This is a genomic window from Chitinophaga jiangningensis (genome assembly GCF_900142605.1).
In the GTDB taxonomy this organism is placed as follows: Bacteria; Bacteroidota; Bacteroidia; order Chitinophagales; family Chitinophagaceae; genus Chitinophaga; species Chitinophaga jiangningensis.
Genome location: NZ_FRBL01000001.1, coordinates 709,316 through 722,851, shown reverse-complemented (window position 1 = coordinate 722,851; position 13,536 = coordinate 709,316). Strand labels below are relative to the sequence as shown.

The 13,536-nt window shown below is 47.8% G+C and carries 13 protein-coding genes; 1 reads left to right on the top strand and 12 read right to left on the bottom strand.

What is annotated here, in order from left to right; all coding sequences use genetic code 11:
• Window positions 1-57 precede the first annotated feature (57 nt).
• The 5 genes from BUB18_RS02930 to ubiE form a co-directional block, all read right to left on the bottom strand.
• On the bottom strand, window positions 58-1,596 hold the full coding sequence (locus BUB18_RS02930) for a YifB family Mg chelatase-like AAA ATPase (protein ID WP_073077839.1): 1,539 nt from the start codon (window positions 1,594-1,596) through the stop codon (window positions 58-60).
• Window positions 1,597-1,732: 136 nt separating this feature from the next.
• The gene (locus BUB18_RS02925; RefSeq protein ID WP_073077837.1) at window positions 1,733-3,061 is read right to left on the bottom strand and encodes a MutS-related protein; all 1,329 of its coding nucleotides are present in this window, start codon (window positions 3,059-3,061) and stop codon (window positions 1,733-1,735) included.
• A 275-nt stretch (window positions 3,062-3,336) separates the two neighbouring features.
• A complete protein-coding gene (locus tag BUB18_RS02920) occupies window positions 3,337-4,680 on the bottom strand; it encodes a dihydroorotase (RefSeq protein ID WP_073077835.1) in 1,344 nt (447 codons plus the stop codon).
• Window positions 4,681-4,697: 17 nt separating this feature from the next.
• Window positions 4,698-5,399: a type IX secretion/gliding motility protein PorT/SprT gene (gene porT / locus BUB18_RS02915; protein ID WP_073077833.1), complete on the bottom strand. Its 702-nt coding sequence runs from the start codon at window positions 5,397-5,399 to the stop codon at window positions 4,698-4,700.
• The gene (gene ubiE, locus BUB18_RS02910; RefSeq protein ID WP_073077831.1) at window positions 5,372-6,118 is read right to left on the bottom strand and encodes a bifunctional demethylmenaquinone methyltransferase/2-methoxy-6-polyprenyl-1,4-benzoquinol methylase UbiE; all 747 of its coding nucleotides are present in this window, start codon (window positions 6,116-6,118) and stop codon (window positions 5,372-5,374) included. Before ubiE ends, porT begins: the two co-directional genes overlap by 28 nt.
• Window positions 6,119-6,174: 56 nt before the next feature.
• On the opposite strand from ubiE, the gene yihA reads away from it, so the two are divergent.
• Window positions 6,175-6,783: a ribosome biogenesis GTP-binding protein YihA/YsxC gene (yihA, locus tag BUB18_RS02905; RefSeq protein ID WP_073077830.1), complete on the top strand. Its 609-nt coding sequence runs from the start codon at window positions 6,175-6,177 to the stop codon at window positions 6,781-6,783.
• A 383-nt stretch (window positions 6,784-7,166) separates the two neighbouring features.
• On the opposite strand, the gene BUB18_RS02895 is transcribed toward yihA, so the two are convergent.
• The 7 genes from BUB18_RS02895 to BUB18_RS02870 all read right to left on the bottom strand — a co-directional run bounded on the left by BUB18_RS02895 (window position 7,167) and on the right by BUB18_RS02870 (window position 13,442).
• Window positions 7,167-7,640, bottom strand: coding sequence for a ribonuclease H-like YkuK family protein (locus BUB18_RS02895; protein ID WP_073077827.1), 474 nt, complete (start codon window positions 7,638-7,640; stop codon window positions 7,167-7,169).
• 194 nt (window positions 7,641-7,834) lie between these two features.
• Entirely contained in the window at window positions 7,835-8,209 is a 375-nt protein-coding gene (locus BUB18_RS02890) for a CoA-binding protein (protein ID WP_073077825.1), read from the bottom strand.
• A gap of 20 nt (window positions 8,210-8,229) precedes the next feature.
• On the bottom strand, window positions 8,230-8,769 hold the full coding sequence (locus BUB18_RS02885; RefSeq protein WP_073077824.1) for a DUF1731 domain-containing protein: 540 nt from the start codon (window positions 8,767-8,769) through the stop codon (window positions 8,230-8,232).
• Window positions 8,723-8,860, bottom strand: coding sequence for a hypothetical protein (locus BUB18_RS29570; protein WP_178372073.1), 138 nt, complete (start codon window positions 8,858-8,860; stop codon window positions 8,723-8,725). The genes BUB18_RS02885 and BUB18_RS29570 overlap by 47 nt, the downstream gene beginning before the upstream one ends.
• 89 nt (window positions 8,861-8,949) lie before the next feature.
• Window positions 8,950-9,456: a GbsR/MarR family transcriptional regulator gene (locus tag BUB18_RS02880; protein ID WP_073077822.1), complete on the bottom strand. Its 507-nt coding sequence runs from the start codon at window positions 9,454-9,456 to the stop codon at window positions 8,950-8,952.
• 317 nt (window positions 9,457-9,773) lie between these two features.
• Window positions 9,774-11,411, bottom strand: coding sequence for a pyruvate dehydrogenase complex dihydrolipoamide acetyltransferase (locus tag BUB18_RS02875; RefSeq protein ID WP_073077820.1), 1,638 nt, complete (start codon window positions 11,409-11,411; stop codon window positions 9,774-9,776).
• 114 nt (window positions 11,412-11,525) lie between these two features.
• Window positions 11,526-13,442: a DNA polymerase III subunit gamma/tau gene (locus BUB18_RS02870; protein WP_073077818.1), complete on the bottom strand. Its 1,917-nt coding sequence runs from the start codon at window positions 13,440-13,442 to the stop codon at window positions 11,526-11,528.
• Between the last annotated feature and the right edge of the window lie 94 nt (window positions 13,443-13,536).

Genomic DNA, 13,536 nt, shown 5'->3' with positions numbered 1-13,536 from the left:
GAACAGCAGCCGCGATACCTGCAACAGGTTGCCACTACAGAAAACAGAAGTCGTCGCCTAGCCGCCCCAGGATTGCCTGTCCAGGCTACGGTACTGGATCGCCTCCGCCATATGACGGGCCGTGATCCGTTCGCTGTTATCCAAATCTGCAATGGTGCGACTCACCTTCATAATCCTGTCAAATGCACGTGCAGATAATTGCAGGCGCTTCATGGCATGGCGCAGTAATTCCTGACTTTCCACATCCGTATTGCAGTACCGGTGCATCATTTTTGCCGTCATCCGCGCATTGCAGCTAACGGGCTGATCGCCGAACCGCTCCTTTTGCAACGCCCTGGCCGCCATCACCCGCTGCCGTATCACCTGACTGCTCTCAGCCGTCACCTGCTCCGTCAGAGCGGTATAAGTCACCGGCGTCACTTCTACATGCAGGTCTATCCTGTCCATCAACGGCCCTGAAATCTTATTCAGGTATTTATACACCATACCCGGTGCGCAACTGCATTTTTTCTCGGGATGGTTGAAATATCCACAGGGACAAGGATTCATGGATGCCAGCAACATAAAATTTGCCGGGAAAGTAATCGCCTGCCTTGCCCTGGCAATGGTTACACTGCCTTCTTCCATAGGCTGTCGCAGTACTTCCAGCACTGAACGCCGGAACTCCGGCAATTCATCCAGGAACAGCACCCCGTTATGCGCCAGGGATATCTCTCCCGGCTGAATAGTACTGCCACCGCCTACCAGCGCCACATCGCTGATGCCGTGATGCGGCGCACGAAACGGGCGTTGTACAATCAGCGAATTGTTATCCGTAGTCTTACCTGCTACTGAATATATCATGGTAGTTTCCAGTGCTTCTTCCAGTGGCAGGGGAGGCAGTATCGACGGGAACCGTTTGGCCAGCATCGTTTTGCCCGCACCGGGCGGCCCTATGAGCACCGCATTATGCCCGCCGGCAGCCGCTATTTCCAGCGCCCGCTTGATATGTAACTGGCCTTTTACTTCGCTGAAGTCAAAATCGTAGGTGATAGGCTGCTGCAGCAGCGTAGTACCCTTACCGGTAGTAGCAGGAGTAAGAGGAGTACTTCCCCGAAGATGGTTGATGACCTCGTTGATATGTGTGGCGCCATAAACGGTAACATCTTCTACCAGTGCAGCTTCCGCTGCATTGTCCATAGGGAGAATGATGCCTGTGAACCCTTCAGTCCTGGCCTGTAATGCCATTGGTAATGCACCTCTCACCGGCAATAATTTGCCATCGAGGGATATTTCACCCATCATCAGATGAGAGGCAAATGCATCGCTGGATAATTGTCCACATGCGCCTAGTATGCCTATAGCAATAGGAAGATCGTAAGCTGCTCCTGCTTTTCGTATAGCCGCCGGCGCGAGGTTAACAACTGTACGGGTTCGTGGCATTTGCTTACCAATATGCTGCAACGCAGATATTATCCGTTGTTCACTCTCTTTAATGGCATTGTCTGGTAGGCCTACCATGAAGAATTTGGAGCCTCTGGGAGAAACGTTTACCTCAATGGTAATGGTAATGGCTTTTACGCCCTCGATGGCGCTGCCATAGGTTTTAACAATCATATGGATGTTATCGAAGGTTAACAAATCGGGAGGGGCGGGACTTTCAGTCCCGCCCCTCCGGGGTCAGCGGGAGGCCGCCGCCTCTCGCTGACCCGACGATCTCCTGCCGAAGGCAGGAGATCGTCGGAATATAAATCTACTTAATCTGTTCCAGTAAATCCAAAACTTTTTCTCTCCTTAAAATTAGGTATCCTATCTTTTCCTTAGCAATACCATCTCTCAACAAATAAGTAAAATGCAGATCATCTTCAATCACCTGCGACTCAAAATATTTAAACTGAATTTTGGATTCATTCTTAAGTTCCTCCGCCACCTCATACAGGTGTGTGGATAAAATAAACAGGCAATTACTGCTCTTCAGCAATCCACGAATCACCGCCAGCGAACAGTTACGGGCATCTTCCACGTTAGTGCCTTTAAACATCTCATCAATTAATACCAGCCAGTTTTTGCCGTTATTAATCTGGATGATGGTGTTTTTAATTCTTTGAACTTCGTTGTAGAAATAGCTCTCTCCTTTGAAAATATTATCCTGTACCTGGATATTACTAAAGATACCATGGAAGAAGCTCAGTTCCATTTGTTCCGCAGGCACTCCCATGCCTATATGCGCCAGGAAAACCGCGATCCCTACGGCACGGATAAACGTAGTTTTTCCGGCCATATTAGCCCCTGTAAGAAACATGAAATTGGTAGCCTGGTTCAGCTCCATATCATAGGCCACCGGCTGGTCGAGGATTACATGATACAGTTGCTTCGCCTTTATCACAGGGTGAGCATGATCCAGCAGGGTGGGGAAATTCAGTTTGTGATGATTCACCGCCTTTGCCATGGCGTAGAAGGCATCCAGCTGGTGATATAGAGAGATTAACTCCAGCAGAATTTTACGGTTCCGTTTACGCATGTAGCTGTCGAACCGAAGGATGTTAGCCGCATGGATTTTTCCTTCTTCATCCGCCTGTAAAATAGTGGCAAAGTCGGGCTGGTTCAGGAGTCGCGCCGCCCTGTCGAGTAATACTTTCAATACCTGTGGTGCCTGATCTGAGTTAAACACCCGCACAAATTCATTGAATCCGCGGATCAGGTTCAGGACCTCCGCAAAGGCGAACTTGATATGTTTAAAATCCGGTGCGTACACGGTTTTGTGCAGCGCGGTTTGAATATATAACCCCAGCCCTTCTGTATTACTGATTGGGTCAATCTGCGCTTCCAGGTAGTTTTCCACCACCACAATGGTACCGTTGGTAATTACGGATGGCCATTGGCCTTGCAGACTAATAATATATTTAAGTGCATCCTGTCGTTGCTGTATCGCTTTAATGTCCTGCAGCGGTTTGGTAAAAAGCTGGCGCAGGTGTTCCCTTCCACCGGCTGTAATGGTGAAATCCAGTCGCCCGAACAGGGAATATTCTTCATCGCGGTTAAAAATGCTAAGGTCGTAATAGGAAGTTTTGTCCAGTTGCATGCAGCCCTTTTTTTAGTGAATATACGTATACACCAGTTAGGATGCAAAGATGCGGATATTCCATAAAATAGGAATATTTCAGCCACAGGTTGGCGCTTGCTTACTGGCGCTTCCTCCTATCCGCCACGGCCGTTGCCTCGCGCAGCGAGGCCCTCCCCGAATGATGCCGAAGGCATCATTCAAAAAAAAAAACTATGGGCCATGAATTAATATGCAATAAAAAGGCTGGTGAATTCGTAATTCCACCAGCCTGTAAAGCAAGGTTAATTGCCGGATTATCTGTTAAACAGCAAACGTTGTCCTTTCACTGACTCATCAAACTTTCCGTTTTCGTAAGCCAGGTGACCGCTTACAAAAGTATGGGTAATGGCCGCCGGGAAGGTATGTCCCTCAAACGGGCTCCAGCCGCATTTATAGTAAATATTTTCCTTGGTAACGTTGCTGCCTGCGTTCATGTCTACAATTACGCAGTCGGCAAAGTAACCTTCCCGCAGGTAACCTCTGTCCTTGATCTGGAAGCATACCGCCGGTGCGTGGCTCATTTTCTCCACTACTTTTTCAATGGAAATTTTGCCTTGCTGTACATATTCCAGCATCAGGAGTAAGCTATGTTGTACCAACGGCACGCCGGAAGGCGCCTGCAGGTAAGGCTGCTGTTTTTCGGCCCAGGTATGAGGGGCGTGGTCAGTAGCAATGATGTCCAAACGATCGTCCAGCAATGCTTCCCAAAGGCCGTCTCTGTTTTCTGGCGATTTAATGGCAGGGTTGCATTTGATCAGGTTGCCATATTTCGCGTAGTCGTCAGCGGTAAAGTGCAGGTGATGCACGCAAACTTCTGCGGTAATGCGTTTGTCGGCCAGTGGCAGCATATTGCCGAAAAGCTGGAGTTCTTTAGCAGTGGAAATATGCAGGATGTGCAGGCGTGCATTGTGTTTTTGCGCAAACTGTATAGCTACCAGTGATGACTCAAAGCATGCTTCCACATTGCGGATCAGCGGATGATCGGCTGCGGTGAGTGCGTCCCCTTTTTCCTGTTTGAATACCTCCATATTGTGACGGATGATTTTTTCATCTTCACAGTGGGTGGCAATCAGCAGTTCGCTATTGGAAAATACGGTGTCGAGGGTGAGGTAGTTATCCACCAGCATATTGCCGGTAGAAGAACCCATGAATATTTTAACGCCGCAAACGCGGTCTTTCTTTTCGTTGGTACGAAGTATCTCTTCTACGTTATCGTTGGCAGCTCCCATGAAAAAGGAGTAATTGGCAAGGGAGGTTTGCTGACCGATATCGTATTTCTGCTCCAGGAGCTCCTGGGTAAGGGCGGCAGGCTTGGTGTTAGGCATTTCCATGAAAGTGGTGGTGCCACCGGCCACAGCCGCGCGCGCTTCTGTGTAGATAGTTGCTTTTTCAGTCAGCCCCGGCTCACGGAAGTGTACCTGGTCGTCGATTACGCCGGGCAGCAGGTGTTTTCCTTCACCGTTAATTTCTTTGTAATTACCGCTGATAGTGATGTTAGGCGCGATCTTTTCAATGCGGTTATCTTTGATCCATACATCCTGTACCGTGGTGCGGCCTTCATTTACCACGGCTATATTCCTGATGAGGTAGTTTTGCATTTTGCAAATATAGCTATTTAACCTTCCAGGTGGATGGAGAATACGATCATATGGGATTGCAGCTTGTCAATCACATTGGAATAACGGAGGTTTGGGTCTTTTACGTGTACGTTACCAATACCGTTACTCACTTTAAATTCCGGGGAGAAAATAAAGCTCTCGAAGTAAAATTCAAAGCCGGCGCCCACCTCATACCCATAATCGCTCTTCTTTATTTTGATGAGGTTTTCCGCTTTCTTGGCGCGTGCGTTGGAAGCCAGGTCGTAATCGAACTTCATACCGCCAATGGCGTATACACGCATATTGCCAATACGGTCCGATTTAAACTTGAGCTGCAGTGGAAAGCTCAGCAGGATGGATTCAATTTTCTTGTCAGTATCCGTAGGCTTGGGATATGCTTCACGGTAGTAGAGGTTTTTGGAGGCAAATACCAGCTGCGGGTTCAATCGTAGGTCGAAATGCTCCGCCAGACGTGCGTTTGCCAGCAAGCCCAGGTTAAAACCCATGGTTTTCAAAGGCTCTACTATGGAAATGGAATCTGAATCCAGGAAGGCCTGGGAGTGAGTTAAACGGAAATTCGACTGGTTAGTGGCCAGCGTAATACCGAAGTAATAGGGTTTTGCATCGTGTTCCAGCATATTCAGGTTTTGCTGCGCCTTTGCCGGCAGCAGGGCAATCCCGAACAGTAGCGTCAGTACGAGGCTACGTAAATGGAACATATGCCGAATGTGAGCGTTTTGCATGTAACGGCCTGGAATCCTGTGTTTTTTAATATGTTGCACATTTCTTCGCCCTGTGGAAACGCTTTCACGGATTCTGGCAGATAGCTATAGGCAGCCTGGCTTTTAGCAATCCATTTCCCGAACAGGGGTGTTATATAACGAAAATACAGATTATAAAATTGCTTAATAGGGAAAACTGTGGGGTTGGAAAACTCCAGAATTACCAATTTTCCTCCAGGCTTAAGCACGCGATTCATTTCCTGGAGCCCTTTGTGCAGGTTTTCAAAGTTGCGGACACCAAAGGCTACTGTTATGGCATCAAACGTCTTATCCGGGAAACTTATTGTTTCGCTGTCACCCAGCTGCAGGCTGATCTGCTTTGCCAGGCCGGCCTTTTCGATCTTTTCACGGCCGTGGGACAACATCCCTTCAGAAATGTCGATACCGGTGATATGGTCAGGGTGGAGGCGTTTAGCAGCCATAATCGCGAAGTCGCCGGTGCCGGTAGCCACGTCCAGCATCTTTTTGGGTTGCAGGGATTTGAGGTAGCCCAGCGCCTTTTTGCGCCAGATAATATCAATTCCAAGCGACATAAAATGATTCAAAAAGTCGTATCGATGAGCAATATCATCGAACATCGTGGCTATCTGCTCCTTCTTGCTTAATTTTGACTCCGTATAAGGAACTATCTTCTCAACATTTAATTTACCTGACATAGGTCGCAAAGTTACAGAATTTGTGATCATTAGTCAGAACGAACAAAGCAATAATTATGGTGATCAAAACAGCAGAATATCTTATTAGTAGTCCGGATTGGGAAAAATGCCCTAAACCTAACCTGCCCGAATATGCATTTATTGGCAGGTCTAACGTGGGTAAATCTTCCCTGATCAACCTGCTGACCAACAACGAAAAGCTGGCCAAAACTTCCGGTACGCCGGGTAAAACCACGCTGATTAACCATTTTATCATCAATCAGTCCTGGTACCTGGTGGATCTGCCGGGTTATGGCTTTGCGAAAAGAAGTATGTCGCAGCGCCGGCAGTGGGAACAAATGATTGAGAACTACCTGCGCAAACGTCAAAACCTGGTAAATGTATTTGTACTGATCGATAGTCGCCATGAACCACAAAAAATAGATATCGAATTTATTAACCAGCTGGGTGAATGGCAGATTCCTTTCAGCCTGGTGTTCACCAAAGCGGATAAAAGTACACAGGCAGAAGTAAGCCGCAATGTTAAGGCTTTCCACAATAAAATGCGTGAAACCTGGCAATTCCTGCCACCTCACTTTGTAACATCAGTGGTAAAGAAATCCGGAAGAGACGCCATCCTGGGTTACATCGAGGAGCTGAATGCGCAATTCAGAGCGATCGCCTAAGGTGCTGTGGTACCTGCATACCGTGTTATTACAGGATAAATCAGCTTGTGAATGCACCTGCATATTTCTGAATACTGCTGTAATTCCCGCATAACCCAGCCTGTGTAAGGCCACTGGCATACGCCTGAACACCTGGTATTTGCTGAAGGCAACAGCCGGCCGCAGGCCACCCGCGCGCAGCGCGGAACCACCCGGATGACACCCAAGGTGTCATCTGCAATAAAAAAGAAAATCAAAAAATACAATTGTGTTGTTTTACTTGCATTGCAGCTAAGGCAACACAATTTTTTTTAGGGAGATGGAAATGTAAAGGGGGAGGAAATGCCCGCCGGTGCATGGAGCCTGCATCGGCACTTATTGTAAAGAGGTACAAACACTTACAGTTAATTCACCACCTTGTTAGCGCAGCTACTGCTGGCGAAGGCTTCCGGCTTGGCTTTAAAGGCAAATCCCATTCCGAGGATATAACCCATGGCTTCGCGCAATGCCAGGTTGCTTTTAAACTGTGGATTCGTATTGATGTCTGCGTGTACTTCCATATCCACATCATATTCGGTGAACAGGTCGCACAATTCATACGCAATTTCAATACTCTTGGCTACTTCTACCAGCATACGTTCTTTGATGCTGTAGCAGTCTTTGGTTTTTTCATTGTGGATAAACATAAATCCACCATGTCCTTCACGAAGAAAAACGATAACGGTTGCAAATTCCGTGTCCAGGCCTTTCACCTGCGAATCAGTACCAATGCATACTTTCAGGCGGTAACCACTGGCTGTTTCACGGATGATGGCCCTTCGTACTTCCTCTTTAACCGGAAGATGAATGAGTTCTCCATTAAATCTTCTCCATTGCATAACATATATATTAGAGGGTGAACAAGCGGCATTAACAAATACTGTTTGCAGTAAATCCAGTCGTGTTGATATATGTCCAGGCGATGGGTTAACGTACCGAATATACGAAATGCACACGGTTTAAAAACCGCAGAAAGTAGATTTAAAGAAAAATTTCCGGGCTCTCACCCTTTGGCAATGCAGTTATGCTCCGGTTAGAATTGTCCTGTGCTTAGCAGTACCAGGGTACATGCTTCCTGCGGCAGTATGCCATTTTGCGCAGCTAATGCTTCCAGCGCCGGATTCTCGGTACCCGGATTGAAGATAATCCGCCTGGGCTTCAGCTGAAGAATATAATCATAATACTGCTCCTGTAGTTTTGGATTCATGTACAGCGTTACTGTGTCTACATTCTCCAGTGCAGGATGATCTGTGATGATGGGAATATCGCCAATGGCAGCTTCCCGGTTCCCAATGGCAACCACCGGGTGGCCATGTGCTTTCAGCCTGCTGGCAGCCAGGTAACTATATCTTTCCGGGTTGGGAGAAGCGCCTATCACTACCGTTAATTTCTTGTCTGTATTTGCCATAATTCCTGATTTTATTTTTTTTAGAAGAGATGATATTGCCGCCGGGGCAGGTGTTGCAGTATGTCTGCGATTGCTGGCGTCAGCTGTGGATATTTAAATGTATATCCTTCCTGCAATGCCCTGGTGGGGACTACCCATCTGCTTTTCAACAGTAGTTCAGTTTCCGTGCCAATCAGGAAAGCGCCTGGTTTAAGCAGCCAGGCCGGCGCAGGTAGCCCGACAAAATGACCGGCTTCCTTGCGGAGTGTGCGCATAAATTCCTTGTTGAGCACGGGAAACGGGGATGTACAATTAAAAACACCCTGCAGCGCCGGATGTTCGCTCAGCCATTCCATCATGGCAGCAACATCAGCAATATGTACCCAGGTAAAACGCTGCCTGCCGCTGCCCTGACGGCCGCCCAATCCAAACTTCACCAGGTTACAGAATGGTTGCATTACGCCGCCGGCCTGCCATCCCAGTGTTACGGCTATACGTAGTATTGCTTTACGTGTATGCGGCAGGGTTATATCATTAAACGCCTGTTCCCCATTGTTTACATACCTGCACGGAAAAATCATCTGCTATTTCACCGTTATACTCATCCATGGGCCGGTCTTCCGCGTGGCGGTAGATCGTGGCGGAGCCCGCGTTGATCCATAGCTTGGCCACTGCCGCCTGCGATTACAATTTTTTTATTTTTCATAACACATCTTATTTCAGAACTTTCAGAAAATATTGAAATAATGGCGCAAAAAAAATTACTTGATGAGTTTCAGCAGGCTGCTGTAGAACCAGGATTCTTCTGATTTAATGAAGGCGCTGATCGTTTTGTCGGTTTGTTGGGCAAACTTGTTAATGTTGGAAATCGACTCCTTAAAGGCTTTCATTTCCTTGTCTTTAGGGTCGCCTTCTGCCTGCTGCAGTTGTTGCAGTACTTTCATGATGGGATCCAGCTCACGCTTTTTGCGCTCGCGTGCGATATAGGTGGCTACTTTCCAGATATCTTTTTCGGCTATAAAAAACTCCTTTCTTTCTCCGGGAATCAATACGCGTTCCACGAGGCCCCAGTTAATCAGTTCCCTGACATTCATGTTGGTATTGCCACGTGAAATGTTCAGTTCTTCCATAATATCATCGGCGCTCAGTGGATCCGGCATCACCAGCAACAACGCGTGAATCTGGGCCATGGTACGGTTAATACCCCATTGAGCACCCAGTGATCCCCATGTTTGTATAAACTGCGCTTTTGCTTCTTCCAGATTCATTGCAGGTCCTTTTTTATTATAGCGTTTATGAGATTCGTTACGGACAAATGTAAACCAAGTTTTTGAACTTTCAAAAGTTTATGAAATAAAGAAAGGATTTCTGCAAAATCCCCTTCCTTCTTAAGTTAAATTTCCCCTGTGCCTTGTGCAAAAATCACCCGCTACCTTCTTCCAAATTCTCTTCTGCTTTATGCAAAATTCCCCCTCTGCCTGCGGCAGAGGGGGAATTTTGCTTTTAAGACGGCCGAAGGCCGTCTTAAAAGCAAAAAAGGTCCCGGGTACACCCGGGACCTTCAAATATTTATCAGTAAAAATAACTATACCAGCATTGTTACCGGGTTCTCCAGGTAACCTTTCAGTGTAGCCAGGAAACGTGCACCTACAGCGCCATCCACACTTCTGTGGTCGCAGCTCAGGGTCAGCTTCATGATGTTGGCAATTTTCACCTGACCTTTCTCCACCACAGCAGTTTCTTTAATGTTACCTACTGCCAGGATCGCTGAATCCGGAGGATTGATAATCGCGGTGAACTCATCTATACCCAGCATACCGAGGTTGGAAATGGTAAACGTATTACCACTGAAATCCTGCGGTTGCAGTTTTTTGTTTTTCGCTTTATCATACAGTCCTTTCGCTTCACCGGCAATCTGGCTCAGTGTTTTCTGATCTGCGAAACGAACCACCGGAACAATCAGGCCATCTTCGATAGCTACCGCAGAACCGATATGTACGTGGTGATTGTGACGGATGAAATCCCCCATCCAGCTTGAATTCACATCCGGATGCTGTTTCAGCGCCAGGGCCGCAGCCTTGATCACCATATCATTGAAGGAAATCTTAACAGGAGAAATTTCGTTGATAGCTTTGCGGGCTTCCATCGCTTTATCCATCGTTACATCGATCTTCAGGTAGAAGTGAGGTGCGGTGAATTTGCTTTCGCTCAGGCGCTTGGCAATCACTTTACGCATCTGGGTCAGTGGCGTATCGGTGAAACCTTCCTGGCCAGCCGGAACAAACGCAGGAGCGCCGGCAGCAGGAGCAGCAGCCGCTGTGGCAGCAGGAGCAGCAGATGGTTTGTAATTGTCGATATCAGCTTTGATAACGCGGCCACCGTCACCGGAACCAGCCACTTTGCTGATATCAATGCCTTTTTCCTGTGCTACTTTCTTAGCCAGTGGGGATGCTTTCACACGACCATCAGCAGTAGTTGCAGCCGCGGGAGCTTCAGCCGGTGCAGCTGCAGGAGCAGCAGCAGTAGCCGGAGCTGATGCCGCAGGAGCCGCCGAAGCAGCAGGTGCGCCACTTTCAGCAGCAATTATTGCATCTACATTTGTACCTGGTTTACCCACAATGGCAATGATGCCGTTTACTTTGGCAGCAGTACCTTCAGGTGTACCAATATATAATAATGTACCATCGGCATAACCGATCACTTCCATAGTAGCCTTATCGGTTTCTACTTCCGCCAGTACGTCATCGCTTTTTACAGTATCGCCTACTTTTTTATTCCACGCAACGATTTTACCTTCTGTCATGGTATCGCTCAGCAGTGGCATACGGATAACAGTGGCATTTTTCAGCGCTTCCTTAGCCGCAGCGTCATCAGCAGCAGAAACAGCAGGTGCGGCAGCTGGAGCAGGAGCCGGTGCAGCAGCCTCTTTTGCAGGAGCCGCAGTTGCATTATTACCTCCACCCAGTAAGCTCTTATAATCCTCGCCTGGTTTCCCTACAATGGCAATGATCTCATTTACCTTAGCTGCTTTGCCTTTCTCTACACCGATGTATAATATGGTTCCTTCAACGTAACCCATTACTTCCATCGTTGCTTTGTCCGTTTCCACTTCAGCAATTACATCGTCTGCTTTAACGGTATCGCCCACCTTTTTATGCCATTCCGCAATCACCCCTTCAGTCATAGTATCACTCAAAAGGGGCATTCTGATAACTTCTGCCATAGTGTTTATTCAAAATTTTGTTCAAACCTACATGTTTTTGCGCAAAAACGCAAAGAAGGAATTTTAAACTGTTTAAAAATATCTAATGAAAAGGGATATAATATTATAATCACGCTAAAAATCCAGCTCCATATTTAACCGATCCTTCAACTCTTTCACTAAAGGATACTTTTCTGTCAACTGCTGGAACTGCTCTCTGCTGCTCAGCGGAGCCGGCCCTATGTCCTGCACCTGCTGGGATTCATCCAGCTGCAGGGTCAAAATCAGGGTCGAATTGTTAAATTTCTGTTTGAAGAACTCGGATATCACCAGCTTCTCTTCCTCCATAAACCTGAACTGTACAATGTTCCGGCTCACAATACCAATCTCATCAGGATTCAGGATCTTCAGCACTGCCAATGCCAGGTTACTCACCACTGTCATCTTGTTAGCCTGGCGGTACCGGTCAATGAACTCCTCCCAATACACCTCCAGCGCACCTGCTGTCAATGGTTTTGCTGCCTCCACTACGGTCGACTGCTGCCGCGCGGCCATCGCCTCCTTCATGGCTGCCAGGCCAGTTAATTTGGTGCTGGTAGCAGCAGCTGGTGCTGCCTGCTGGGCCACAGCAGCGCTGGCAGGAGTAGTCACCGGTGTTGGCGTTGGTGCCGGTGTTTGCACCGCCGCCTGTTGAACAGGCGCCGTAGGGGTAGCCACTGGTGCGGCCGCCGTTGGTATTACCGCCGCAGGTTTTACTGCCGGTGTTTCCTGTACCGTCAGTTTGGGCCCCGCTACGGGTTCGGGCTGTATACTCGCCGTAGTAGCCGGCTTTTCAGTAATGGTTTTAGCCGTTACAGGCTGCGCTACCGGTGCACGTAATTTCTGCGGTGCACTGCCATCAGCTACTAATTTTTTTTTTGCTACCTCACCAGTTTGATCGTCACTTACCAGGGTTACCGCCTGTTGCAGGAAACAGAGCTTTATCAGCGCCATCTCTACATGCAAACGCTTATTGCGGGCCATGCGGTAGTTAATCTCGGTTTCATTGAGCAGGTTCAGTGCCGTAATCAGATATGCAGGACTCACCTTTCCGGCCAACTGCTTATAACGCTCCTTCAGGTTACCTGATACTTCTACCAGGTGCACCGCCTTCTCTTCCTTACTGAGCAACAGGTTGCGCAGAAACTCTGCCCAGCCGCCCAGGAAGTTGTCGCCCTCAAACCCCTTCTGTAATATCTCATCAAATAATAAAAGCGATGAGGCCACATCCTGGTTCAATACCTGGTCCATTACCTTAAAATAATAATCGTAGTCCAGGATGTTCAGGTGCTCCAGGGTATTTTGGTACGTAAGGTGCCCGGCAGTAAAGCTCACAATTTTATCAAGTGTGCTCAGGGAGTCGCGCATGCAACCATCCGTTTTCTGTGCCACCAGGTGCAGGGCGTCGGTTTCTGCCTGGATATGTTCCTTGTTACAGATGTCCTGCAAATGGTCTACCGTATCCTGAATAGTGATGCGCTTGAAATCAAAAATCTGGCACCGGCTCAGGATGGTAGGTAATATCTTATGCTTTTCTGTAGTGGCTAATATAAATATGGCATAGGAAGGTGGCTCTTCCAGCGTTTTCAGGAAGGCGTTGAATGCGGAGGAACTCAGCATGTGTACCTCATCTATGATATAGATCTTGTACTTGCCGGCCTGTGGTGCAAAACGCACCTGCTCCACCAGGGTACGGATATCGTCCACCGAGTTGTTGGACGCAGCATCCAGCTCATGGATATTAAAGGAACTACCTTCGTTGAAGGATTTACAGGAATGGCACTCATTACATGCCTCCCCGTCCGGTTGCAGGTTCTCACAGTTTATCGTTTTTGCCAGGATACGGGCACAGGTGGTTTTACCTACCCCCCTCGGCCCACAGAAAAGAAACGCGTGTGCCAGCTGATGATTGCGGATGGCATTCTTTAACGTGGTGGTAATATGCGATTGCCCTACTACTGTTGAAAAGTTTTGCGGACGGTACTTACGGGCTGAAACGATAAAATTCTCCATATATCTGCTACGCTTTCGGCGAGCGCCGAAAATACGAATAACATTCCGAGTTTTAGTTTTCTAAGCGGTTTCTTGTCAAAAAATATTGATAATT